Genomic DNA, 25,911 nt, shown 5'->3' with positions numbered 1-25,911 from the left:
TAGTCTTAATGAAAAACCAATTTCATTTGACTGACGAAATTACATTAGTATCTCAACTAAAAGAAACCGCTACTAAAGAGGTAGCTTTTCGTAATCTTATATCTCAGTATAAAGAACGTTTATACTGGCATATAAGAAAAATCGTTATATCACATGATGATACTGATGATGTATTACAGAATACTTTTATTAAAGTTTTTAGAAGTATTGATAATTTTAAAGGTGACAGCAAGTTGTATTCATGGATGTATAGAATTGCCACTAATGAGGCTATAACTTTTTTAAATAAAAAAGCGAAGTTAAACAACGTAGATATTGGTGATTATAAGCAACAAATGGTCTCTAGTTTAAAAAGTGATCACTGGTTTTCTGGAGATGAAATTCAGCTTATTTTGCAAAAAGCAATAGCTACATTACCTCAAAAACAGCAACTTGTATTTAATATGAAGTATTTTGACGATATGAAATATAATGAGATTTCTGAAATATTAGATACCTCAGTAGGCGCTTTAAAAGCCTCTTATTTTCATGCTGTAAAAAAAATTGAAGAATTTATTAAAACCTATAATTAAACCTTTTAGAACTAATAGAGTCTAATAGAGTAGTAATGAATGATAAAAAAGAACATAACGAAGAGTATTTAAACCAAAAACTAGGTAAATCGCATGGGTTTTCTTCCCCTAAAGAAGATTATTTTTCTAGTTTTGAAGATAACTTTTTTGCTAAGATTTCTGAAGAAAATTTACCAAAAACTCATGGTTTTAAAAGTCCTGAAGATTATTTTGATACTTTAGAAGATCAAATTGTAAATAAATTAAGTAAACCTAAAACTAATAACACTTCTAAAGTTATCACATTCAGAAGAAGGGTATTACAATATTCTTCAATAGCTGCCGCAGCTGCTGTATTTTTGTTTATTGTTACTTATTTTTACCCTTTAACTGATAGTGTAGAAGATATTTCTATAGCTGATGTTGATGAATGGTTTGAAAATGGAAATGCTTCTTCTGATGAATTAGCTATGTTTTTAACTAATGAAGATTTCTCTAATGAAGAGTTATTTTTAAATATAGAAGACGTAAATACTGATGATTTTATAGATATGATGATCGATGATTCCTCTCTTTTAGATGAATTACAATAAACAAATACAATAAAATGAAACAATTAGTTACTATACTTATTTTTTTCTTTTCCTTAACTGCTTTTACTCAAAGAGGTAGAAACAATCCTCGAATAAAAGCTTTTAAAATTGCCTTTATTACAGAAAATTTAGATCTTTCAGAAAAAGAATCTGAAAAGTTTTGGCCTCTATATAATAAACATGAAAAAGAAAAACACAGACTTTTTGAGCAAGAAAGAACCCAAATAAGAAAAAAAATAATGTCTTCAGGAGGTCCAGAAAGTATTAGTGAAAAAGAAGCTGAAGAATATTTAAATCAATTGTTAGAAATTAGAACTTTGATTCATCAAGAAAAAGCTAAGTTTTTCAATGACTTAAAAGCCATTTTACCTGCGAAAAAAATTATCCAACTTGAAATAGCTGAGCATAAGTTTAACAGAAGATTAGTTGAAAAACTTAAAAATCGTAGACAAAAACGAATGAATAGATAATAAAAAAAGAAGCTTTTCAGCTTCTTTTATTTTTTATCTAGTAAACTCATACAAACATATAGTTCTGGTTTATTGGCTGTAAATTGTCGCAGCCAAATTATAAGCTCTTCTAGCTCATAAGGCAATAATCTTTTAATTGCCTTTTCTAACTCTTTACAAAACAAATCTGAATTAAAGCTTACTTTTTGTAACACAATTTTAGTGTATTCATACATTGCTCTTGGCATCTCGCAGTACGTTTAGATTTACATCTTCAATATACAAAAAAAACGAACCCTTTTTGTTAAAGTTGTTTAAAAAAAATGCCAATTTGTATTACAAACTGGCATTTAACTTTACTTTATTTAGCTCTTTATAAACTATTAATTTTAGCTACCAAAGCTTTAGCTTTTGTTTCTAACTCAGCATTAATACCTTTAAAATGTTGCCTTTTATTTGCAACATCTTTAGCATGTACCTTAGCGATTAACTCATCAAAAGTAGTAATTGCTTCATCTATTATCGCTTGAGAATTAGTAGTATCAGCACTAGGGTTTAACAATTCCCACTCATAACATTCTCCTATAATATCTCCTAAAGTATAATTGATGTCTTTTTTTAAGTTTTTTACACTTGCCATAATATAAATTTTTAGCAAAATTAATCGATTTTATCCAATTCAATCTGAAATTTTTCAAAAAACTCACCTACATGATATCCATCAACTAAAGCATGGTTTACATTTACTGCAACTGACATTACTAAACGGTTATTTAACTCTGTAACTTTACCAAATGCCAATTGTGGAACACTATTATCTTTATCACCTGAAACAGGTTCCTTATGACTTGTAAAGTTTACCCACGGTATCGCTGAACAATGAATACAGCCTAATGAATACTTTGGCGGGAATAAATTCTTAGAAGTAAGAATTCTTTCCTTTTCTTTATTAAAATCATTCTGAAAAACTTCAAATGTTTCCGAAAAATCTATATATGAAAAACCAAATGTTTTGTCTTCTCTTAAGATTGTTGCTGAGACATCAATTGTATCGTAAATAGCAATTTTATCTCCTTCTATTCTATATTTAAAATTCTCTACTGCATTGATCGCCTTCATACATGCATGAAGATAACTTACAAAAAAGGAATTTTCATTTCTTTTACTCTTTTTATAGACATTAGTTACATCAACATTAGCAACTAAACCAAAAGTTGGATCTACTAAAGTTCTAAAATGATGAAATAACTCTTTTCTATTCCAAGTATCTATAGATAAATATGTTTTCATTATAAATATGCTAATACTTCTTTAATATTAGATAAGGTTTTATATGCTGTTGTTGACTTTTGCTGCTCAGTAACTGTTTCATGAGCCCAAGTAGTATGAAAAGGAATATGTATTGCAGAAGCTCCTATTTCCACTAAAGGTAGTACATCAGATTTTAAAGAATTACCAATCATCAATAATTCAGATGAAGGTATATCTAAATGTTTAACTAGTTTTTGATAGTCCGGTACCTTTTTTTCACTCATAACCTCTATATGATGAAAATAATCCGATATCCCTGATTTTTCCAATTTACGTTCTTGATCTAGTAAATCTCCTTTTGTAGCTACGATTAACTTGTATTTTCCCTGTAAACTTTTTAATACCTCTTCTACTCCATCCAATAACTCTATCGGTTTTTCTAACATAGATTTACCAATATCTATTATTTGTTGAGTAATAGAAGTAGGTAACTGATAATTTGAAAGTTCCAACGCACACTCAATCATTGATAAAGTAAAACCTTTAACACCATATCCATACAATTTAAGATTGTCAATTTCTTTTTTAAATAATTCTTGATGAATTTTATTTTCTGTTTCGTAATCATTTAATAAAGAAGCGAATTCGTTTTCTGCTTCTCTAAAATAGGTTTCATTTACCCAGAGGGTATCGTCTGCATCAAATGCAATTACTTTAACTGAAGTGTACATTAGTTGAATTCTTTTTTTGCGGCTTCTAAATCTTCAGGAGTATCAATTCCAATAGATTCTATAGAAGTCTCTATCATTTTTATTTTTTTTCCAACTTCCAAATATCGAATTGCTTCTATTTTTTCAGCTGATTCTAAAGGTGTCATTGGTGTAGTATAAAAATCTAATAATGCCCTCTTTCGAAATGCATAAACACCTTTATGCTTATAATGAATAATATCCATGTTTTCATTTCTAGGATATGGAATTACAGATCTTGAAAAATAAATAGCAAAATCATTTTGATCAGTAATTACCTTAACATTATTAGGGTTTTCAATCTCTTCCTTCGTTTTCATTTTTACTTTTAAAGAAGCTAAATCTATTTGTTTATCCTTATCTTCTTTAAACACTTGAATTAACTTTTCTAAAGAAATTTTATCTATGAATGGTTCATCACCTTGAACATTTATAACAATATCAACAGCTAAATTTTCAACTGCTTCAGCTATTCTATCTGAACCACAATCGTGTTCTTTTTTACTCATTAATACTTTACCTCCTACTTTAGCAATTGTATCATAAATAACCTCTGAATCGGTAACAACATATACTTCATCAAACAATTGAGTTTGTAAAGCACTCTGATATGTTCTTACAATTACAGGCTCACCTGCTAAGTCTTTCATTAACTTTCCAGGAAAGCGACTGGCATTATATCTGGCAGGAATCATTGCAATAATCTTCATAAAATACTGTGATTAGAATAGCCCAAAGATACATATTTACAAATTCTGAAAATACTGCTTGATTAATATTAAAACATTAAAACTTTAACATTTATACTGTGAAGTCAGTTTTGTCACTGCTGGTAAACGAAGTATGTTTGAATAAATTCTTTTGTAAGTTAATTTGGTTTGTTTGTTAAAAAGCTCAAAAATCTTTTTTTGAGCTTTTTATTTTATATACACTTTTTAACAGTTCTTTTTTAACCAGCTAAAAAATAAAATATTCAATTCTTTTAAATACAGAAACTAGAAGTGTTTCTCTTAGAATAAGAAATTCTTTATTGAAATTCTACTAAACTTAAGGAATGTTTAGTAATATCTTTTAATCGCCTGAATATGTTACAAAGTTTCTAGGGGTTTCATACAATGTAATTTCTATATCTAAATCTGAGGGTATATGAACTCTTAGCTTATTATAAATAACCACTGAAATATTTTCTGCAGTAGGATTCAAATTTTTAAATTCTTCTACTTCAACATTTAAGTTTTTATGATCAAAAGCATCTTCTATCTCTGATCGGATTAAGTCTTTAAGAACACCTAGATCATAAACATATCCAGTTTCTGGATTAATTTCTCCTGTTAGAGAAACTATAAGCTCATAATTATGCCCATGAAAATGAGGGTTACTACATTTATTAAAAACTTCAAAATTCTTTTCTCCAGACCAATCTTTTCTATATAATCTGTGCGCAGCATTAAAATGCGCTTTTCTATGAACAGTAACTCTAGGCATTACTTGGTATAATTAAAGTTTGCTATTTTATCGTACGATTTTTCAAAAATGATTTTAAACCAAGCCGTATAATTTTCTGGATTAGCATCTATATCATTTTTAACATCTTCTAAACTCATCCATTTATAACTCTCTACTTCCTCAGGATTAATTAATGGTTCTCCATCAAACTTTCCAATCATCACATGATCTAGCTCATGCTCCGTTAATCCATTATCAAAAGGTGCTTTATAAATAAATGAAAATACTTCTTCTAGTTCACAACTGAATCCCATTTCTTCTTGTAAACGTCTTTTACCAGCTTCAATATTAGATTCTCCTTTTCTCTGATGGGAACAACAAGTATTTGTCCATAACAAGGGAGAATGATATTTCTCTTTTGCTCGCTGTTGTAGCATTAATTCGCTGTTACTATTAAATACAAATACTGAAAAAGCTCTGTGTAAAACTGCTTTTTCATGAGCTTCCATTTTAGGCATTAATCCAACTTCGTTATCTAGCTCGTCTACTAAAATTACATTTTCTACCATACGCACACAAATGTACTAAAATAGAAATGGTCTAAAAAAATTACGTATAAATCCTTCTTATTTATACATAGACTATATTTGTAGCTTTATATAATCTATTTATACAATGAAATTAATAAAAGTTGTACTTATTTTAAGCTTAAATATATGCTTCAACAGCTGTGGAAAAACTCAAAAGGAAAAACAAAAAAAGCCGAGTGTCGAAGTTAAAAAAGATACCATTGCAAAAATAGACACAACCAAAGTTATACAAAAACAAAAAGAGAAAGAAGTTGAAAAAGCTTGGGACACCTTAAATAGAAGTAATGCAGAAGCGTTTTTTAAAGCTTATGGAGCGCAAAATAAAGAAACTAAAGTATTAATTACTACAAGTTTTGGTAAGATTAAATTAAAATTATATAACGATACTCCTATTCATAGAGCTAGTTTTATCTTTCTAACAAAAATTAAATACTTTAATACTGCATATTTTTATAGAGTAGCTAGAAACTTTGTAGTACAAGGAGGTGATTCAGATAGAGAATCTACCGCAAAATTCAGAAGAAAATACCAGCATTATAGGCTAAAACCCGAAATACGAAAAAAAAGAAGACATAGATATGGCTCATTGGCAGCTGCCAAAGATGCTGAAGATAATCCTCAAAAATTATCAAGCCCATTCAACTTTTACATTGTCCAAAACAAAAAAGGTGCTCGACATTTAGATGGTGAACACACGGTTTTTGGTGAAGTAATTTCTGGGTTTTCTACAATTGAAAAGATAGCTAAAGTAAAAGTTGGTAGTGACGATTGGCCTACAGAAGATATTCCTATGACTGTTGAAGTAATCAATTAGTTTTTACATTGAAAATGATATATATTTTATAGATATTTTTATTTTACCGATCGTTTGGTAATTAAAATTATTTTAGTACATTTGTACTATGAGACCACAAAAAGTATTAGATATAGAAATTTTAGCAGGACTAAGTAAAGTATTCCGTTCTAAGGGTTATGAAGGAGCAAGTCTAAAAGATTTATCTGATGCAACTGGACTAAAAAAGGCTAGTCTTTACCATAGATTTCCTGATGGTAAAAAAGGTATGGCAGATGCTGTTTTAAACCATATTGATAATTGGGTTGACGAAAAAGTTTTTTTTGAATTCCTAAATACAGAAAAAACTCCAGAAGAAAGATTAAAAACAGGCCTAAAAGCCATACGTGTATTGTACAAAGGAGGTGAAGAAACTTGTATTTTCAGAGCTTTATCTATGCAATCAAGTTTAGAATTATTTGAAAATCAAATCAGCGAAGGAATGAAAAAATGGATCAATACTTTTGAAGAATTGGGTATAGCACTTGGATTCTCCACATCCATTGCTAAAGATAAAGCCTATCAATCTTTAATTAAAATCCAAGGTAGTTTAATTGTTACTAAAGGATTAAACGATATTAATGTATTTGAAAATATATTGGTACAAATAGAAAATGAATACTTAAGCAAATAAAAATTTTAAATCAAAATTTTACCGAATGTTCGGTAACTAAATACTATAATATGAAAAAACATCCTTTACCTCCATTCAATTTGGAAACCGCAAAACAAAAAGTTCAGATGGCTGAAGATGCTTGGAACAGTAAAAATCCTGTAAAAGTTTCAGAAGCTTACTCTATTGATACTGAATGGCGAAACCGTGATCAATTTATTAATGGTAGACAAGAAGTTCAAGATTTTTTAGCAAACAAATGGAATGTAGAACTGAATTATAAACTTAAAAAAGAATTATGGGCTTTTTCAGAAAATCGTATTGCTGTTCGATTTGAATATGAATACCAAAATATCGAAGGACAATGGTATAGGGCTTATGGTAATGAAAATTGGGAGTTTGATGAAAATGGGTTGATGAAAAAAAGATACGCTAGTATCAATGACTTAAAAATCAAAGAAACAGATAGAAAACTATAAAACAAACAACATGAAAATTTTAAAACCTATACTTCTTTCCTTAGTTATTACAACTTTAAGTTGCCAGAAAAAAGAAGAACAAAAACAAACAACAACACTAAAACAACACACAATGAAACAAATTAAATACAAAAAGGAAAATATAAATGGTATTTCAATTGCATATAGAGAAGCCGGAAATCCTAATAACCCAACTATCGTTTTATTACATGGATTTCCCGCTTCATCGCAACAATACAGAAAAGTACTAGCTCAACTTGCTGATGAATTCCATTTGATTGCTCCAGACTATCCTGGTTTCGGTAATAGTGACTTCCCTCCTATCGATCAGTATAACTATACCTTTAATAATATAGCTACAACAATTAATGCTTTTTTAGAAAAAAAGGGAATTGATTCTTATGCGATAATGATTCAAGATTATGGCGCTCCAATTGGTTTTAGATTAGCTACTGCTCATCCTGAATGTATTACAGCTATCATTAATCAAAATGGAAATGCATATGAAGAAGGTTTAGGTGATGCATGGAAAGGGATTAGAGCTTTATGGGCTAATAAAAATCAAAAAACAGAAACGGCTTTATTACCAGCATTTTCATTAGAAGGTCTAGAATGGCAATATACACATGGAACTAGGAATCCGGAAAATGTAAATCCAGACACATGGCATTTAGATTATTTAAGGCTATCTAGACCTGGTTCACATCAAATGAATTTGAATTTATTTTATGACTATCAAAACAACGTAAAATTATATCCAAAATGGCAACAATATTTAAGAGATAATCAGCCCCCTCTATTAATCGTTTGGGGTAAAAATGATGCATTTTTTCCTGAAAGTGGAGCGGCAGCATTTAAAAAAGATGTAAAAAACATTGATTATAACATATATGATACTGGTCATTTTGCTTTAGAAGAAGATGGTGAAGAAATCATAGAAAAAATTAGAACGTTCATGAAAAACATATAAGAGATAAGTCCTTCATTATTTCGTTTTAGATTAGTAGAAAAGCATGAGTTATAATACTTGTGCTTTTCTTATTATAAATACTCACTTTACAAATGTATAAAATTATAAACACTTGGCTCTTTTTTGAATTAGATATATCTTTACGCCCTCAATTATAACTAATGAGTTTTTTAGAAGAAATACAAAAAAGAAGAACATTCGGAATCATATCACACCCAGATGCGGGTAAAACTACATTAACAGAAAAACTATTACTTTTTGGAGGTGCTATACAAGAAGCCGGTGCAGTAAAGAGTAACAAAATTAAAAAAGGTGCTACTTCCGATTTTATGGAAATTGAACGCCAACGTGGTATTTCTGTTGCTACTTCCGTTCTTGCTTTTAATTATAAAGAAAAGAAAATCAATATTCTTGATACTCCTGGTCATAAGGATTTTGCTGAAGATACATTTAGAACCTTAACTGCTGTTGATAGTGTTATTGTGGTTATTGATGTTGCAAAAGGGGTTGAGGAACAAACAGAAAAACTAGTTCAAGTTTGTAGAATGCGTAATATTCCAATGATTGTTTTTATCAACAAGTTGGATCGTGAAGGTAAAGATGCATTCGATCTTTTAGATGAAGTTGAACAAAAATTAGGATTGAGAGTTACCCCTTTGAGTTTCCCTATTGGAATGGGATATGATTTTAAAGGAATTTATAACATATGGGGAAAGAAAATCAATATTTTCTCTGGTGATAACAAGCAAACTATTTCTGAGGGTGTTGAGTTTGATGATGTAAACAATCCTGAATTGGATGAATTGGTTGGAGAATCTGCTGCTGAAACACTTCGTGAAGAGTTAGAATTAGTGTATGAAGTATATCCTGATTTTGATAAACAAGCTTATGATGACGGACAATTACAACCTGTATTCTTTGGTTCAGCTTTAAACAACTTTGGAGTTAAAGAACTATTAGATTGTTTTATTGATATTGCTCCGAATCCGCAACCTAAAATGTCTGATACACGTTTGGTAGACTCTAAAGAAGATAAATTGACTGGATTTGTATTTAAAATTCATGCGAATATGGATCCTAAACACCGAGATCGTTTAGCTTTCGTAAAAATTGTTTCAGGTACATTCAAAAGAAATACTCCTTACTTACATGTCCGTAATAATAAAAAAGTAAAATTCTCTAGTCCTAATGCTTTCTTTGCTGAGAAAAAGGAAATTGTTGAAGAATCTTTTGCGGGTGATATAGTTGGACTTCACGACACTGGTAACTTTAAAATTGGTGATACACTTACTGAAGGTGAAAAACTAAACTTTAAAGGAATTCCAAGTTTCTCTCCAGAACATTTCCGATATGTAAACAATGCTGACCCTTTAAAAGCAAAACAACTTTATAAAGGTTTAGATCAGTTAATGGATGAAGGTGTTGCTCAATTATTTACATTAGATATGAACGGTAGAAGGATTATTGGTACTGTTGGTGCACTTCAGTATGAAGTAATTCAATATCGTTTAGAACATGAATATGGAGCAAAATGTACTTATGAAAATATCGCTGTACATAAAGCGTGTTGGGTTGAGCCTGAAGATGAAAAAAATGAAGAGTTCAAGGAGTTCAAGCGTGTAAAACAACGTTATTTAGCTAAAGATAAGCAAGGTCGATTAGTCTTTTTAGCAGACTCGGCTTTTACCATTCAAATGACACAAAGCAAGTACCCTAGTGTTAAACTTCATTTTACAAGTGAATTTGATTAATCTAGAAAGCACTTTACTTATGAGTAAGAATACTGTTATTACGAACAAAGTGAATCAATATAAACTCACGAAGATGAGATCGCTACGTTATATTCGTAATAACGTTCTATATATCTTTCTTTTACTCTTTATTTGTTTACCAATAAATGCTCAAAAAGATATCTCTGAATTACAAGGAAAAGAACTAAAAAATAGAGTTCGTTTGAACTTTATTCCTGTTTCCATGCCTAATAACACTAGTTTCACTGAACCTACTATGGGATTAATGGGATTACACTATCAAATTCCTTTTAATGATTGGCTTTATGGTGGTGCGGCATTTCATTTTGCTGTAACAGGAGATCAAGGAGGGCTATTTACATTGGGAGCAGAATTAGGAGTTAATAAAAAGATTATTGATAATTTATATTTCGATGCTAATTTCCACTTTGGCGGTGGTGGTGGTTATCGAATTTTAGTCAATGATGGAGCTTTCATCAACCCTAATGCTGGTTTACAATATAAAAAGAATGATTACGGCTTTGGAATACAATATAGTCATATCAATTTTTATACTGGTAGTATTAAAGACAATGCTATTTCATTTTTTGTTGAAATACCTAGTATTTTTAGATTTTCAGATTACAAGGATGCCAACCAAATAGTTAAGTTAGGTAATACAGAGGATTATTTTTGGAAAAAACCTTCTGTAAAAAATGTGCAACAAGTACGTTTTGATTTCTTTTTTCCTTTTGGAAATTCTAAAAGAGATAATGATACTCAGTTAGATAACACCTTATATGTCTTAGGCTTTGAGTATCAGAAATACTTAAATGATAAAACATTTATTTTTGCCCATACTGATGCAATATACAAAGGCTTACGTGCTGGATTCATGGATTTATTTTTTGGTGCAGGGTATCATCCTTATCAATCTAAATACATTAATCTTTTTGGTAAGTTAGCTATAGGTGCTGCAGGTGGTAGAATTGCCCCTGAAGGAGGATTAACTGCATATCCTTCTGCTGGTATCGATATTAATTTATCTGATCATTTAGCACTCAGCGGACATGGTGGATATTATAGAGCTTTAGATGGTGATTTTGAAGCATATACTCTTGGGTTTGGACTAAAATATAAAAACTTAAGTGGTGGTACAGATAATGCATCAGAACAATCAAATTCTGAATTTAAAACACAAGGTATTTCCATATCAATACAGAATCAAACCTATTTTAAAGTAAACAAAACTGATGATCCAAGTGGTGTACTCATAACTGATCTTCAACTTCTCGGTTTTCAATTTAATTATGATATATTCAAAAATGTATATGTAATCGGAGAAGCTGGATTTGCTTATGGAGGAAGATCTGGTGGCTATGCACATGGAGTAGTTGGTTTAGGTGTAAAAACAAATACTTTATTCAACAACAAATTGAATCTTTTCGCAAACTTTACTGGAGGAGCAGCTGGTGGTGCCGGTGTAGATAGTGGAGAAGGAATTATAATTCGTCCTACCGTAGGATTCAATTACTTCGCTACTGATAATTTAGCTTTAAAAGTTTCAGGAGGAAAATTATATGCTCCATTTGGAAATGTTAATTCTAACAACATCAATGTTGGTTTAAGTTTTAACTTTGCATCTTTATTAAAAAAATAACGCAGATAAATAATATAACTAATGAATAACGGAATTTATGCAAAATTCACAACTCCAAAAGGAGAAATTCTTGTGAATTTAGAATATGAAAAAACTCCTGGAACTGTAGGAAACTTTGTAGCTCTTGCAGAAGGAAACTTAGAAAACTCAGCTAAACCTCAAGGAGAACCTTATTATAATGGTCTAAAGTTTCACCGTGTAATTGCTGATTTTATGATTCAAGGTGGTTGTCCACAAGGTACGGGTACAGGAAATCCTGGATATAAGTTTGATGATGAAATCCACCCAGATTTAAAACACGATGCACCAGGTAAACTATCTATGGCAAATGCTGGACCTGGAACAAACGGTTCTCAATTTTTTATAACACATATAGCTACTCCTTGGTTAGACGGAAAGCATACTGTGTTTGGAAGCGTTCTTGAAGGACAAGATGTTGTAGATGCTGTTGAGCAAGGTGATGACATGCAAGTAGAAATTTTACGTGTAGGTGAAACTGCTGAGGGATGGAATGCTGTTGAAGCTTTCAGAACTTTTGAAGGTGAACGTGAAAAAAGAGAAGCAGCTGAACTAGCTAAGCAAAAAGAATTATTAGATCAAGTAGCTGCTGGTTATGATGAAACTCCAAGCGGACTACGTTATAAGATCTTACAAAAGGGAGAAGGTAAAAAAGCTACTAAAGGTGCAATGGTATCCGTACATTATAAAGGACAATTATTAGACGGTACTGTATTTGACTCATCATATAAACGTAAACAACCTATTGATTTTGCTATTGGTGTTGGACAAGTAATTGCTGGATGGGATGAAGGTATACAATTACTTCAAGTTGGAGATAAAGCTCGTTTAGTAATTCCTTCAAATTTAGCTTATGGTGAAAGAGGAGCTGGTGGCGTAATACCTCCAAATGCAACATTAATTTTTGATGTTGAACTTATGAATGTAAAATAAAAGATAATTTATCATTTTAATTTTTTTAACCACTTTATTAATACTTTTTAATAAAGTGGTTTATTATTTTAGGAATATCTTAACAAAAACCCAAATGTTAAAAAATTGTAAAATAAACATTATTTAAATATTTAATTTTCGATTTGAAATATTTCGCATTTAACTTTTAATTAAAAAACCCTTAACTTGGTGAAGTCAATATTAAACGAAATTTGTAAACGATGAAATAAATAATTAATTTATAAATCCCCCTTAAAATGATACATTCTTTCCGCTCAATTTTTGTAGTAGCAATTCTGCTATCAACAAACACAATCATTTCTCAAGCTAAAAAACACTGTGACAAACCAGATGTAACTAACGCACTAGATTTAAATAGTATTTCTAAATGTTCTATCCAAAAAGAAGATGGAAATGAAAGAAAAGTTGTCTTAAATGTAGCTTCAAAAAACGTTAGAAAAAGGGTTGTCCGTAAACGTGAAACGGCAAATTCTATAGCAAGTACAGATAATCTACAAAAGGATATCTCTAGTTCAGAAAAAATTGAGATCACAAATACTATAGTAACTAAAAACGTAGTTTCTGAGGAAATATTATTCTCAGTAGTTGATCAAGTACCTTTATTTCCTGAATGTGAAAGCACAAATAGTAATTCTGCTACTTGTTTTAATAAAGAATTCTCTAACCATTTTGCTAAAAACTTTGATCCAGAACGAGCTTCTGAAGAAGGAGTAAGTGGTAGAGTGTTTGTACAATTTACTATTGGTGTTAAAGGCAACGTCAATAACCTTTTAATTAAGTCTAGAAATAAAAACAAACAATTAGAAGGCGAAATTAAAAGAGTAATTGAGAAATTACCACACTTTTCTCCTGGTAGACATAATGGATTACCTGTTAATGTTAAGTACAGTTTACCTATTAATTTTAGTGACTAATAACGTTTTATTGAGTAAATCACTAATATTACAATGCTGATTTACAAAATATTAAATATCAAATAACAACTAAACACCTTGTAACTTTATAATTCTTTAAAATTTTAGGCATAGTTTTTGGGATTATTGTTTTAAAATGTTAATGTTTTTCAATTATTGAGAAAAATTACATAAAGTTTTTTTTAATAATGAATAATGACTACATTAGCAATCTAAAATCTCTTAATCCCTAAAAGCATGGTTAATAAAGTTTTCAAATTTGCCGTTGTTTTATTACTAAGTCAACAGGCATTTTCCCAAGCAAAAGCAGACGAAACATGTGATACGCCAGCTGGTGACCCAGCATTAGACCTTAATAGTATCACCAAATGTTCAGTAGACAGTAAAGATTCTAAAGAAAAGAAAATTACTGTTGAAGTAACATCTAGAAGAAGAGTAGTTAGAAAAAGAGACGCCGTTACAGGTGTTAATTCTTCAAGTTCTACATCTAACAAATTAGCTGCATTAAAGAAGAAAGCTTCATTAGTTGGTAATCTTGATTTAAGTAGTGAAGAAGTTGTTGAAAAAGTACCTTTTTCACTAGTTGAGGAAATTCCATTATTTGAAGCATGTGAAAAAGTAGCTATCTATAAACAAGAAAAGTGTTTCAAAGAAGAAATCAGTAACCACATCCGTAAAAACTTTAGGTATCCACAAGAAGCTTATGAATCTAGTGTACAAGGTAGAGTTTTAGTACAGTTTGTAATTGATAAGACTGGAGAAGTAACAGATTTAAATCTTAGAGGACCTTATAAAGGTCAATTATTAGAGGAAGAAGCTAGGAGAATTGTAAAGAAATTACCTAAATTCAAGCCAGGTATGCACAATGGTAAAGCTGTAAAAGTAAAGTACGGTATTCCAATTTCTTTTAAAATTCCAGGTAAAGCTCCTTCTAATGTTAAAAAGATCAAGAAGTTTGATGAGAATGCAAAAACAGTATACAATTTTACTCAAGTTTCTGCTATTCCTGAATTCAAGAAATGTGGAGGAAGCAATTCTTTAGATTGTTTCAACAGAGAATTATCTAAGCACGTTCAAAAGTATTTCGCTTATCCAGAAGATGCTGTTAGAAATAACATCCAAGGAAAAGTTACAGCATATTTTGTAATAGATGAAAATGGAGATATTGCAAATATTAGAACTAGAGGTCCTAAAGGAGCTCAAATATTAGAAGAGGCAACTAAGAAGTTAATCGAAAAATTACCTCACTTAAAGCCTGCTAATAAAGATGGTAAAGCAGTTAATGTTAAATATGCTTTCCCTATTAACTTTAGATTACAATAATTATACTAGATTAAGATATTTACAAAAAAGAGGTTAGAATTTAAATTCTAACCTCTTTTTTTATTACTTTGCTCTAAACAAACTAATTTAAACGTAAATGAAGACTGCAAAACAATGGTTTGAAGAATATGCTGTAAGCCATCAAAATGAAACAAATCAACTCATACATTATATATGTGTACCGGCTATTTTTTTTAGTGTAATAGGTTTGTTAATGAGCATACCTCCTACTCCAATAAAAAATACCTTAAAATTATATAACCCTCTGATCGAAAATTGGGCTTTCTTTTTTGGTGTTATAGTTTCTTTATTTTTCTATTTAAGATTAGGTTTTTGGTACTTTGTAAAAATGTTAGTACTAATATTACTATCTATTGCAGGTAATAATTGGATTAATAATAGTACAAACCTACTTTTTGTATCTATAACCATTTTTGTTATAGCATGGATCGGTCAGTTCTACGGACATAAGGTTGAAGGTAAAAAACCTTCTTTTATTAAAGATTTACAATTTTTACTTGTAGGACCATTATGGGTTATTGAAAAACTAAGCAAAAAATAATGGAAGAAATCAGTTTTGAAGACTTTTTAAAAGTAGACATCAGAATAGGCACAATAATAGCTGCAAATGATTTTCCAAAAGCTAAAAAGCCTGCTTATCAATTAGAAATTGATTTTGGAACTTTAGGTATTAAAAAGTCAAGTGCACAAATAACAAACTTATATACCAAAGAAGAATTAATAGGTAAACAAGTAAATTGTGTTATAAACTTTAAAACGAAACAAATCGCAAACTTTAAAAGCGAATGTTTAGTACTAGGAGTTTATGATGAAAATCAGAATGTTGTTTTACTACAACCTAGTAAACTTATAAAGTCTGGTGAAACTGTAAATTAGTTTTACTTTGTATTATTTAATATAACTAGTGCTCCTAATACTCCAGGAATCCAACCACAAAGAGTTAATAAAAAAATAATAATAAAAGAACCACATCCTTTATCAATAATAGATAAAGGAGGAAAGATTATAGCTAATAAAACTCTAAAAATATTCATGTAAAAATCGCCTTTTTATTTAAAAGACGATTTTTTCTTTATAATGTTACAGCAGATAGAAATACTGATTCTTTAATTTCATACTTATTTCCTGTAAATCTGTACTTTCTATCAGAATTTTTCACAATCAAAAAATCAATTTTCTATGAGAAGAAAGTCAAATTGATTTTTTAACCTCGTTTTTTTGACTAAAATTGTTTTTTATGTTTTTAACTAAGCTTTATTAAAGTTAAAATAACGCAAAATTACTTATTTAAAAGTAAATTTTACTTTTAAAAACAGAAAAAGGAATTAAATTTATTTATTTTGTAATAAAATTTATAAAGTTATGTCATCAAAAAATCTAGTAGAAAATTCTAATGATACTACAAATAAATTTGTATCACCTGAATATATTCGTAATCGCTTTGCTTCAATTATGTCTGATATGTACAAACATGAAGTACCTCTTTACGGTGAACTACTTAATTTAGTTCATGATATTAACGATACTATTCTCAAAGAATCTACAGAAATTAAAGAGCAACTAGAAAACACAGGAGAAATCACTCGCTTAAATATGGAACGTCATGGAGCAATTCGTTTAGGGAAGCCTTATGAACTATTTACCATGAGACGCCTATTTAAAGTTATGGGTATGTTTCCTGTTGGATATTATGACTTGGCAACAGCTGGTGTTCCTGTTCATTCTACAGCCTTTAGAGCTATAGAAAATACGGCGCTTAATCAAGCACCTTTTAGAGTTTTCACCTCTTTATTACGTTTAGATTTGATTGATGATGATAAACTTCGTGAACGTGTTGAGACTATTTTAGAAGATCGTCAGATTTTTACAGAAAAAGCTTTAGAGCTAATTGATAAATCCGAAAAAGAAGGAGGTTTATACAAAGAAGATGCTGAAACTTTTGTTCAGGAAGCATTAGAAACTTTTAGATGGCATGATACTGCCACGGTAGATTACCAAATGTACGAAACACTGCTAGGCCAACACAGATTAATTGCAGATGTTGTTGCTTTTAAAGGTCCGCATATCAATCACCTAACTCCTAGAACTTTAGATATTGATAAGGTACAAGCAAGTATGGAAGCTCGTAATATACCTCCAAAAGATAATATTGAAGGTCCACCTACGAGAAAATGTCCAATTTTATTACGTCAAACAAGTTTTAAAGCATTAACAGAAAAGGTTACTTTTAAAAACAATAATGGTAATGGAAAAATGGGAGAACACAAAGCTCGTTTTGGAGAAATAGAGCAACGTGGTGTAGCATTAACTCAAAAAGGGTTAGACTTCTATAATGAATTATTAGGTAAAACACGAAAAGCAACCGGAGGATCACCCACAGCTGAAAATGCTTCAGAATACAACAAACTATTACAAGAAAATTTTAAAGTTTTTCCTGATAATTACGAAGCATTACAAACAGAGGAATTAGCTTATTTCCATTACTTTACTACCAACAAAACAAAAAATATATCTAAAGAAAAAGTGTATACCAAAGCAGATCTAAATCAATTATTAAAAGACGGTTATGTAACTATAGAGCCCATGGTTTATGAAGATTTTTTACCAGTAAGTGCTGCAGGAATTTTTGCTTCAAATTTAGGAACAGACGATGCAAAACGTGAATATGAGGGAACTTCAAATCAAATTTTATTTGAAAAAGACTTAGGAGAACCTGTTTATGAATTGATAAAGTGGTATGAAGATATGCAAAATGAAACCATACAAAAGTGTTTAACAGAAATAAATGCTTAGTTAACTTTATATTTTCTACCTATAAGGTTCATTTTTAACTAAATTATTCTTTTGAAAAATCAATTTGACTATATCGATCAACAAATTCTGTCTAAACTAAGAGAAGATGCTAGAAAAGCCTTTTCTCAGATCGCAGATGAACTGAATGTTTCTAATTCTTTAATTCATCAACGTATCAAAAAACTTATTGCTGAAGGTGTTATCAAAAATGCTGAATTCGTTTTAGATGAAAAAAAATTAGGATATAATACGAAATCATATACTGGAATACGATTACGAGAGGCCAGATTCGCTAAAGAAGTAATGAAAGAGCTCGAAAAAATAGATGAAATTGTTGAATGCAATTTTGTTTCTGGTAATTATGCTATTTTCATTTTAATTTTTGCTAGAGATAATGAACATTTACAAAAGATTTTATATGATAAAGTTCATTTAATTAATGGTGTTGCAGGTACAGATACTTTCATTTGTTTTGATACGTGTTTTAAAAGAAATTCCATAATTCCTTAAGCTGTTTTTTTTTTAATTAGTGAAATAACTCCATTTTTTTAACGTATTCATAGTAAATTATGATTTCAATAAAAATTGGTGATTTGAATCATTAGATTGTAGTAAATTAGATTTTTTTTAGTTTACAATTAAAAACTCAACTAAATAATTAAGGGTTATACACTTTATTTATCATGATGCTAGACAAACAACTACAAATTGTTTCCGGAAAACTATCTGGTGAATTGTTATTCGATGACTTACATAAGAGTATTTATGCTACAGATGCTTCTGTATATAGAAAAACTCCTACTGCAGTAGCTTTCCCAAAAACTATTGATGATATTAAAATTCTTATTGATTTTTCTAATCAAAATAATATCACACTAGTTCCAAGAACAGCAGGTACATCTTTGGCAGGTCAATGTGTTAGTGATGGAATCATTGTAGATGTATCTAAATACTTTACCTCTATACTAGCCTTTGATGAAGAAAATAAAACGATTACAGTTGAGCCTGGAATTATTAGAGATGATTTAAATCGTTTTTTAGAGCCTTACGGATTATTTTTTGGACCAAATACATCTACTTCTAATCGCTGTATGATTGGTGGTATGGTTGGTAATAATTCGTCTGGTAGTACTTCCATTCAATATGGAGTAACTAGAGATAAAGTTGTATGTATAGAAGCACTCTTATCCGATGGTTCTGAAGCAACTTTTTCTGAAATTTCTTCTCAAGAATTTCGTAAAAAAACTACTCAAGACGATTTAGAAGGAAAAATTTATAAGTCTATTTTCTTTGAATTAAGTTCTAAAGAAACTCAAGAAGAGATAAAAAAAGAATTCCCTAAATCTACAATCCATAGAAGAAATACAGGATATGCTATTGATGAATTTTTAGATTCTGATTTATTTGGTGGTAAAAATTCAACAATTAATGTAGCTAAATTTCTGTCTGGTAGTGAAGGTACCTTAGCTTTTTCTACGGCCATTACCATTCAATTGGATGACCTCCCTCCTACACATTCTATTATGGTGACTCCCCATTTTACTAGTGTAGATGAAAGTTTACGAGCTACTGTAATAGCCATGAAACACAATTTATTTACTTGTGAACTCATGGATAAAGTAGTATTAGATTGTACTAAAAATAATAGAGAGCAAGCTAAAAATAGGTTTTTCTTACAAGGCGATCCTGAAGCGGTTCTAATGTTAGAAGTTAAAGCCCATAGTATTGAAGAGGCTGAACAACTAGCAGAAGCCTTAATTTCAGACCTTAAACAACATAATTTTGGGTATCATCATCCAAAAGTATACGGTACAGATATTAAAAAAGTACTTGACTTAAGAAAGGCGGGACTTGGATTATTGGGAAATATGATTGGTGATAAAAAAGCAGTAGCTTGTATTGAAGATACTGCAGTTGATTTAAATGACTTACCAGAATATATTACTGAGTTTTCCGCTATTATGGATAAATACCAGCAACAAGCAGTATACTACGCCCATGCTGGTGCTGGTGAATTACACCTACGCCCTATCTTAAACCTAAAAAAAGGTGAAGATGTTGATTTATTCAGAAAAATAACGACTGAAACTGCTGAGTTAGTAAAAAAATACAATGGATCATTTAGTGGAGAGCATGGAGATGGAATAGTCAGAGCCGAATTCATTCCATTAATGATTGGCGATAGAAATTATCAACTTTTAAGGCGAATTAAAAAAGCTTTTGATCCAAATAATGTATTTAATAAAGGGAAAATTACTGATGCTTTTAAAATGGATGAGAGTCTACGATATGAAGTTGAAAGAAATGAACCTTTAGTAGATACTATTCTTGATTTTTCTGATAGTGAAGGTATTTTAAGACTTGCTGAAAAATGTAATGGATCTGGGGATTGCAGAAAATCTCCTGAAGCAGGCGGAACCTTATGCCCTAGTTATAGAGCTACCAAAAATGAAAAGGATACTACTCGCTCGAGAGCAAATGCATTACGTGAATTTTTAACAAACTCTGACCAAAAGAATAAATTCAATCATAAAGAATTAAAAGAAGTATTTGATCTTTGTTTAAGTTGTAAAGCTTGTGCTAGTGAATGTCCGAGTAATGTAGATGTTGCTTCATTAAAAGCCGAATTTTTATATCAATATCAAGAAACCAATGGATATTCTTTTAGAAGTAAACTTTTTGCAAACAATGCTAAATACAACAAATTAGGAAGTAAATTTCCTACGCTAACTAATTTTATTACGAATACTTCACTTGTAAAAAATATAATGGGAGTTGCTTCTGAAAGATCAGTTCCAAAATTATCAAAACAAACACTTTCCTCTTGGTTAAAGAAAAATCAAAAGAATAGTAATCATAACAAAAGTGTTTTTCTATTTAATGATGAGTTTACTAACTTTTACGATACAGAAATTGGTAAAGACACTGTTTTTGTTTTAGAAAAACTAGGTTATAAAGTAGATATTTTAGATCATGAAGAAAGTGGCCGAAGTTATATTTCAAAAGGTTTCCTAAAAGAAGCTAAGGTTATAGCAAATAAAAATGTAGCTATTTTTAAAAATAAATTGTCAGAAGTCAAACCTTTAGTGGGAATTGAGCCTTCTGCTATTTTAACTTTTAGAGACGAATACTTACGTTTAGCAGATGATAAAACTACTGCAGAACAAATAGCCAAACATACATTTACTATTGAGGAATTTTTATCTAGAGAAATAGAAAAAGGGAATATTAATGCTGAACAATTTACTTCTAACAAAAAAGAAATAAAGATTCACGGACATTGTCATCAGAAATCACTCTCTACCACACAAACTATTTTTACAATGTTGAATGTTCCTAAAAATTATGATGTAAAAATTATGAATACTGGCTGTTGCGGTATGGCTGGGTCTTTTGGGTACGAAAAAGAGCATTATAAGACCAGTATGCAGGTTGGTGAAGATACTTTATTCAATAAAGTAAGAAAAGCTTCTAAAACGACGGAAATAGCTGCATCTGGAACGAGTTGTAGACATCAAATTTATGACGGCACAAATAAACAGGCAAAACACCCTATTACTATTTTAAGGGAAGCAATACTATAAATTATTGAAAATCATACGATTATTTTGTATCTTTAAGAAAGTCTAATCTTAAATTCTTAGAGATGAGTTTAAATAATATAATACTTAAAAATGGCATTCTAATTTATAGTTGCATTGTAACATTCTTCCTTATAATGAAAATCTTTGGACTCGATAATGTGTCTGAACTACGTTTTTTAAACTTTCTTTTCGTCTTTTGGGGCGTTAATAGAGCTATAAAACAAAATATAGATTATAATCATCAGGATTCTTATTTCACCAATTTTTATGCTGGTTTTGGTTCTTCTATAGTCGGTATTGCTTTAACCATTGTTGGTTTAATGGTATATGTAGGTTTTATAGATCCTAGCTTCATTACAATTTTAGAAAATTCTTCATTATGGGGTAAAGAATTAAGTTTAGGAATGGTTGTTTTTGCTTTGGCCATAGAAGGTACTGCTTCTTCTGTAATGTGTTCATTCATTTTAATGCAGTATTATAAAAATTATAAAGCTCCAGAAATTATCGCTTAAAAATTTATGTGTAAAAAAAGCGAGAAAATAAATTTTCTCGCCTTACACACTTAAAATAATTTAGGGATTATTTTAAAAACTGCTACATTCTTCACCTTTGTAGCATTTATTGTCACGACGTTTACCTAATCTTTGTCTTAATCGTAATGATTTCTTTTTAGGGTTACGCATTTTTCTTAGTTTCTTTAAAATTTCTTTTTGACTATTATTTAATTCTTTTTTGGCAATTGATTTTGGTTTATCATTTTTAACTTTAGTAACCGTTACATCATTTTTACCACTTACAATATAGAAATAAGATCTTCTATTTAATTGGTGTTCTTCTTCTGAACACTTATTCTTATTTTTATCATCACAGTGATTCAATAGTTGGTCTTCACCATAACCTATTGCACTTCTAATTCTATTTGAACTAATTCCTTTTGAGACAATATAATCTCTAGTTGCTTTAGCTCTTTTATCTGATAAACTTCTATTGTAATTACTCCCCCCTCTACTATCTGTATGAGATTCTATTTTAATCACCATATTAGGATGATTATTCATTACAGTAACGATGTTTTCTAATTCATATTTTGCATCATCCCTAATTATTGCCTTACTGTAATCAAAATAAATCGGTTTTACTACAATTTGGTTTCCTATAATTAATGGATCTAATAGTAAATCAAAGATAAATTTTTTCTCATTTTCATTAGATAATGAAAATTCTTTTTTAGCAATTCCTCTATAATCTTTATGTTCCGCTGTTATAGTCAATTTATCTTCCCCACATTCAAGTTCATCGAAAGAATAAAATCCTTCATTATTAGTTACTTTCTTTCCAATAACAGCTCGTGTTTCTTTATCTATGAGTTTAACAATTACATTAGGAATTTTTTCATTCGTAATTTTATTTACTATTACTCCTCGTACTGATTGATTGCATTTTTCTGGTTTGGGTGTAGGTAGTTGAGAAATATAAAAACTATAAATGTCATCATCTCCTTTTCCTTTAGATCTATTAGAAGAAAAAAATCCTTTTTTACCTGAAGTGTCTATATAAAATGAAAAATCATCTTTTTTACTATTGAATGGATAACCTAGGTTTTCAATTTTACTATATGTTCCATTCTCGTAAACTTTTGTTTGAAAAATATCTAGTAAACCTGAGCCCCTATGTCCATTTGAAGAAAAATAGAGAACATTACTTTTAGACATAAAAGGAAACATTTCTCTTTCAGCAGTATTTATCTGCTCACCCAAATTTTCTGGTTCTCCAAAGCCATTTGCTCTAATTTCCACTTTAAATATATCTGTTTTACCTATAGAACCTGGCATATCGGAAGCAAAATATAATATTTTTTCATCTGCACTTAATGCTGGATGTCCTACAGAGTATTCATTACTACTAAATGGCAACTCTTCAATGTTGGCCCAATTTCCATCAACATTTTCTGCTCTGTATAGCTTTAGATTTACTGTTTGCTTTTTACTCTTTTTAAGTCTTTTTCCATTATAATTTACTCTAGAGAAGTACATATACTTTCCATCCTTAGTAAAAATAGCAGATGATTCATGAAACTTTGTACTTATTGGAGCAGGAAGTATTTTTTTATTTTCGAGTTCAAAAATAGTATCATGCTCAGTATTTTCGAGTTTATCAATATAACTTTTGGATTTGTATATATTTAAAAAAGGCTGGTTATTCCATCTGTATAATTTTTCTCCTTTAAAACCAGTCGGTGAAGACGAAGCAAAATAAATTTCGTTATTATATACAACTCCTCCAAAATCAGAAAATGGTGTATTTATAGCTAAGTTTCTAATATTTATTTTTTTATTACCTCCATTCAAAAAATCTTGAAAATAATCTGATTCATCTACATACTTATCGCCAGTATAATCATTATTGCCTACTTCTAAAATAGTAAAAATTGAATCTGACTCTCTTTCTAAACCGTTACTTTGGAGTACTTGAGCATACTTAAAAAGATAACTTTTATCTGATTCTTTATACTCTTCTATTAATTTTTTATACCAAAACCCTGCTTCTTCTGTTTTAGAATTATTATAATAAGAGTCACCTATTCTTTTTACAATAATCTTTGAAGAATCTCCTTTTTTATAAATTGCTTCGTAAATTTTAACTGCTTTGGTATACGCAAAGTCTTCAAAATATCTATCTGCTAGACGTCTACTTTGTGAGACTAATGGTAATGTTGTTAATACTGTTAAAAATAATACACTTTTTAACTTAAGTTTTGTTTTCATTTTTTAAGCTTTAAAAAAATCTAGGGGATTTCATTCGAGCTTGATTAAATATTTCGTAACGTAAAAGTACTTCATGGGTGCCTGTATTTACAACACTGTAATTAGAAGTTGTTAAATCAAAAGCATAACCTATATGCAAAGATTCACTGACTTGAAATCCAGCTAATGCAGCTACAGAATCATCCCATCGCCATGCTGCTCCTAATCTAAATTTTTCATTAAATAAAAAATTTGCAGATACATCTATAGAAAGCGGTGCACCAAAAACTAATTTCATAAGTGCAGCAGGCTTGAACTTTATATCCTCATTGATGTCAAAAACGTAACCAGTTATTAAAAAATAATGTAATCTTTCAACAGCTGTCTCACCTATTACATTTTCAGCATCATAGTGTTCTTGTCTTAAAAAATTTGGTACAGATAAACCTATGTACCAATTATATTCATGATAATAAATACCCGCCCCAATTGTGGGTAAAAATTTATTTACAATATTATTTGCTGGATCAAAAGTCGGATCATTATCTCTAGACCTTCCTATTGTCCAATCAACATTCAATAATCTTCCGCCTAACTTTAATCCAAAAGCTAAATTTCCTTCTGCACCAGTCAAAATTGTATATGATAAATTTCCATCCAAATACATTTCATGAGAAGGTCCTATTTTATCATTTACCAAATTAATTCCAAAACCTAATCCATTATATCCTATTGGAGAATCATAACTTAATGTTTGTGTATCTGGCGCTCCATCTAATCCAACCCATTGTGTTCTTCCTAACGCTGTTACTACCGCATGTCCTTTTGATCCTACATAAGCCGGATTAACAGACATCGTATTTAACATATACTGTGTATAATGTGGATCTTGTTGGCATAAAGCATCTGTTATAAAACAGATGCTTAATACTAAGATTATTCTTTTAAATATAAATGATTTAGTTACCATCCTTTGTTGTTTCTTATCTATTGATATAAATCCAACCTTGCTTCACAGGACTTCCATCACCTAAATCAATTACATAGAAATAAGTTCCTACAGGTAATTGATCATCTACTTGAACCGTAACTCTTCCATTAGATATTCCTTCAAATCTTCTAGAAGCATCACTATTATTATATCCTTGAATCTTGTAGACAGTATTACCCCATCTGTTAAATATCTCTACAGTATTTCCTGGATAATTTTCTATATCATCAATAAATAAGAAATCATTTCTACCATCTCCGTTTGGACTAAACTCGTTGAATATTGTTATATCCTCACCTTCAACAGTAATAGTTACTGTAGAAGTACTACAATCTGGTGGAGTAGCATTATTACACACTGTATAAGTAAAGCTGTCTTCTCCAACAAAATCTGGTAATGGTGTATAGGTTACAACATCATCACTAGGATCATCTGGTGTACCGTTATCATCTACAGTTATTGTTCCATTTGTAGGGTCACTTACTGTTAATGTTCCTGTATTAGGTATTGATGTATCATTATCAAATATATCTACTTGAACTTCTTCATCCTCTTCAATTGTTACTACATCATCTTCAGTATCTGGTATAGCTGAAATTACTGTAACTGAGATTGTAGCAACATTAGATGTATTTCCATCATTATCCTGAACTGTA

The 25,911-nt window shown here is 30.0% G+C and carries 29 protein-coding genes; 18 read left to right on the top strand and 11 right to left on the bottom strand.

Features of this window, described 5'->3' with window-relative positions; all coding sequences use genetic code 11:
* The first annotated feature begins 8 nt into the window (after positions 1–8).
* From BVC87_RS19025 to BVC87_RS19015, 3 genes are read left to right on the top strand one after another with little or no spacing between them, the layout of a single operon-like run.
* Positions 9–572, top strand: a complete 564-nt coding sequence (locus BVC87_RS19025) for an RNA polymerase sigma factor (protein ID WP_075343992.1) — start codon at positions 9–11, stop codon at positions 570–572.
* Positions 573–607: 35 nt separating this feature from the next.
* Positions 608–1,144 (top strand): hypothetical protein, encoded by a 537-nt coding sequence (locus BVC87_RS19020; protein ID WP_075343991.1) that lies wholly within the window; start codon positions 608–610, stop codon positions 1,142–1,144.
* 14 nt (positions 1,145–1,158) lie between these two features.
* On the top strand, positions 1,159–1,614 hold the full coding sequence (locus BVC87_RS19015) for a hypothetical protein (RefSeq protein ID WP_075343990.1): 456 nt from the start codon (positions 1,159–1,161) through the stop codon (positions 1,612–1,614).
* Positions 1,615–1,640: 26 nt separating this feature from the next.
* On the opposite strand, the gene BVC87_RS19010 is transcribed toward BVC87_RS19015, so the two are convergent.
* The 7 genes from BVC87_RS19010 to idi all read right to left on the bottom strand — a co-directional run bounded on the left by BVC87_RS19010 (position 1,641) and on the right by idi (position 5,608).
* On the bottom strand, positions 1,641–1,841 hold the full coding sequence (locus BVC87_RS19010; protein WP_075343989.1) for a hypothetical protein: 201 nt from the start codon (positions 1,839–1,841) through the stop codon (positions 1,641–1,643).
* 125 nt (positions 1,842–1,966) lie between these two features.
* Positions 1,967–2,233, bottom strand: coding sequence for a hypothetical protein (locus BVC87_RS19005; RefSeq protein WP_075343988.1), 267 nt, complete (start codon positions 2,231–2,233; stop codon positions 1,967–1,969).
* A 20-nt stretch (positions 2,234–2,253) separates the two neighbouring features.
* On the bottom strand, positions 2,254–2,883 hold the full coding sequence (locus BVC87_RS19000) for a chloramphenicol acetyltransferase (protein ID WP_075343987.1): 630 nt from the start codon (positions 2,881–2,883) through the stop codon (positions 2,254–2,256).
* Entirely contained in the window at positions 2,883–3,575 is a 693-nt protein-coding gene (locus BVC87_RS18995) for an HAD family hydrolase (protein WP_075343986.1), read from the bottom strand. Before BVC87_RS18995 ends, BVC87_RS19000 begins: the two co-directional genes overlap by 1 nt.
* On the bottom strand, positions 3,575–4,303 hold the full coding sequence (gene kdsB, locus BVC87_RS18990) for a 3-deoxy-manno-octulosonate cytidylyltransferase (protein ID WP_075343985.1): 729 nt from the start codon (positions 4,301–4,303) through the stop codon (positions 3,575–3,577). The genes BVC87_RS18995 and kdsB overlap by 1 nt, the downstream gene beginning before the upstream one ends.
* Before the next feature lie 361 nt (positions 4,304–4,664).
* Positions 4,665–5,078, bottom strand: a complete 414-nt coding sequence (locus BVC87_RS18985) for a 6-pyruvoyl trahydropterin synthase family protein (RefSeq protein ID WP_075343984.1) — start codon at positions 5,076–5,078, stop codon at positions 4,665–4,667.
* Positions 5,078–5,608, bottom strand: coding sequence for an isopentenyl-diphosphate Delta-isomerase (gene idi / locus BVC87_RS18980; protein WP_075343983.1), 531 nt, complete (start codon positions 5,606–5,608; stop codon positions 5,078–5,080). The genes BVC87_RS18985 and idi overlap by 1 nt, the downstream gene beginning before the upstream one ends.
* 106 nt (positions 5,609–5,714) lie before the next feature.
* Between idi and BVC87_RS18975 the strand changes: the two genes are divergently transcribed.
* The 11 genes from BVC87_RS18975 to BVC87_RS18925 all read left to right on the top strand — a co-directional run bounded on the left by BVC87_RS18975 (position 5,715) and on the right by BVC87_RS18925 (position 16,019).
* Positions 5,715–6,443 carry a peptidylprolyl isomerase gene (locus BVC87_RS18975; RefSeq protein ID WP_075343982.1) on the top strand — a complete coding sequence of 243 codons (729 nt, stop codon included), beginning with the start codon at positions 5,715–5,717 and terminating at the stop codon, positions 6,441–6,443.
* Between the two features lie 88 nt (positions 6,444–6,531).
* A complete protein-coding gene (locus tag BVC87_RS18970) occupies positions 6,532–7,095 on the top strand; it encodes a TetR/AcrR family transcriptional regulator (RefSeq protein WP_075343981.1) in 564 nt (187 codons plus the stop codon).
* A 50-nt stretch (positions 7,096–7,145) separates the two neighbouring features.
* On the top strand, positions 7,146–7,553 hold the full coding sequence (locus tag BVC87_RS18965) for a nuclear transport factor 2 family protein (RefSeq protein ID WP_075343980.1): 408 nt from the start codon (positions 7,146–7,148) through the stop codon (positions 7,551–7,553).
* Between the two features lie 112 nt (positions 7,554–7,665).
* On the top strand, positions 7,666–8,523 hold the full coding sequence (locus BVC87_RS18960) for an alpha/beta fold hydrolase (protein WP_075344010.1): 858 nt from the start codon (positions 7,666–7,668) through the stop codon (positions 8,521–8,523).
* A gap of 161 nt (positions 8,524–8,684) precedes the next feature.
* On the top strand, positions 8,685–10,274 hold the full coding sequence (locus tag BVC87_RS18955) for a peptide chain release factor 3 (RefSeq protein ID WP_075343979.1): 1,590 nt from the start codon (positions 8,685–8,687) through the stop codon (positions 10,272–10,274).
* A 73-nt stretch (positions 10,275–10,347) separates the two neighbouring features.
* Positions 10,348–11,913 carry a hypothetical protein gene (locus BVC87_RS18950; RefSeq protein ID WP_075344009.1) on the top strand — a complete coding sequence of 522 codons (1,566 nt, stop codon included), beginning with the start codon at positions 10,348–10,350 and terminating at the stop codon, positions 11,911–11,913.
* Between the two features lie 21 nt (positions 11,914–11,934).
* A complete protein-coding gene (locus tag BVC87_RS18945; RefSeq protein WP_075343978.1) occupies positions 11,935–12,864 on the top strand; it encodes a peptidylprolyl isomerase in 930 nt (309 codons plus the stop codon).
* A gap of 257 nt (positions 12,865–13,121) precedes the next feature.
* A complete protein-coding gene (locus tag BVC87_RS18940; RefSeq protein WP_075343977.1) occupies positions 13,122–13,799 on the top strand; it encodes an energy transducer TonB in 678 nt (225 codons plus the stop codon).
* A 237-nt stretch (positions 13,800–14,036) separates the two neighbouring features.
* Positions 14,037–15,122, top strand: coding sequence for an energy transducer TonB (locus tag BVC87_RS18935; RefSeq protein ID WP_075343976.1), 1,086 nt, complete (start codon positions 14,037–14,039; stop codon positions 15,120–15,122).
* A 97-nt stretch (positions 15,123–15,219) separates the two neighbouring features.
* Positions 15,220–15,684 (top strand): Mpo1 family 2-hydroxy fatty acid dioxygenase, encoded by a 465-nt coding sequence (locus tag BVC87_RS18930; RefSeq protein WP_075343975.1) that lies wholly within the window; start codon positions 15,220–15,222, stop codon positions 15,682–15,684.
* A complete protein-coding gene (locus BVC87_RS18925) occupies positions 15,684–16,019 on the top strand; it encodes a tRNA-binding protein (protein WP_075343974.1) in 336 nt (111 codons plus the stop codon). Before BVC87_RS18930 ends, BVC87_RS18925 begins: the two co-directional genes overlap by 1 nt.
* A 2-nt stretch (positions 16,020–16,021) precedes the next feature.
* Here BVC87_RS18925 and BVC87_RS18920 read toward each other — a convergent pair whose 3' ends face one another.
* Entirely contained in the window at positions 16,022–16,177 is a 156-nt protein-coding gene (locus BVC87_RS18920; protein WP_075343973.1) for a YqaE/Pmp3 family membrane protein, read from the bottom strand.
* A gap of 328 nt (positions 16,178–16,505) precedes the next feature.
* On the opposite strand from BVC87_RS18920, the gene hglS reads away from it, so the two are divergent.
* The 4 genes from hglS to BVC87_RS18900 all read left to right on the top strand — a co-directional run bounded on the left by hglS (position 16,506) and on the right by BVC87_RS18900 (position 22,032).
* Positions 16,506–17,936 carry a 2-oxoadipate dioxygenase/decarboxylase HglS gene (hglS, locus tag BVC87_RS18915; RefSeq protein ID WP_075343972.1) on the top strand — a complete coding sequence of 477 codons (1,431 nt, stop codon included), beginning with the start codon at positions 16,506–16,508 and terminating at the stop codon, positions 17,934–17,936.
* A 51-nt stretch (positions 17,937–17,987) separates the two neighbouring features.
* Entirely contained in the window at positions 17,988–18,446 is a 459-nt protein-coding gene (locus tag BVC87_RS18910) for an Lrp/AsnC family transcriptional regulator (RefSeq protein ID WP_075343971.1), read from the top strand.
* A 173-nt stretch (positions 18,447–18,619) separates the two neighbouring features.
* Positions 18,620–21,520: an FAD-binding and (Fe-S)-binding domain-containing protein gene (locus tag BVC87_RS18905; protein ID WP_075343970.1), complete on the top strand. Its 2,901-nt coding sequence runs from the start codon at positions 18,620–18,622 to the stop codon at positions 21,518–21,520.
* Positions 21,521–21,654: 134 nt separating this feature from the next.
* Positions 21,655–22,032 carry a hypothetical protein gene (locus BVC87_RS18900; RefSeq protein ID WP_083629625.1) on the top strand — a complete coding sequence of 126 codons (378 nt, stop codon included), beginning with the start codon at positions 21,655–21,657 and terminating at the stop codon, positions 22,030–22,032.
* A gap of 72 nt (positions 22,033–22,104) precedes the next feature.
* Here the strand turns inward: BVC87_RS18900 and BVC87_RS18895 are convergent, their stop codons facing one another.
* The 3 genes from BVC87_RS18895 to BVC87_RS18885 form a co-directional block, all read right to left on the bottom strand.
* Positions 22,105–24,285 (bottom strand): OmpA family protein, encoded by a 2,181-nt coding sequence (locus tag BVC87_RS18895; protein WP_075343968.1) that lies wholly within the window; start codon positions 24,283–24,285, stop codon positions 22,105–22,107.
* A 10-nt stretch (positions 24,286–24,295) separates the two neighbouring features.
* Entirely contained in the window at positions 24,296–25,234 is a 939-nt protein-coding gene (locus BVC87_RS18890) for a PorP/SprF family type IX secretion system membrane protein (protein ID WP_075343967.1), read from the bottom strand.
* Positions 25,235–25,247: 13 nt separating this feature from the next.
* The coding region (locus BVC87_RS18885; RefSeq protein ID WP_143569842.1) for a T9SS type B sorting domain-containing protein at positions 25,248–25,911 on the bottom strand (664 nt) is incomplete at its 5' end.

It is taken from the genome of Tenacibaculum agarivorans (genome assembly GCF_001936575.1).
In the GTDB taxonomy this organism is placed as follows: Bacteria; Bacteroidota; Bacteroidia; order Flavobacteriales; family Flavobacteriaceae; genus Polaribacter; species Polaribacter agarivorans.
This window is presented reverse-complemented; position numbering and strand designations above follow the sequence as displayed.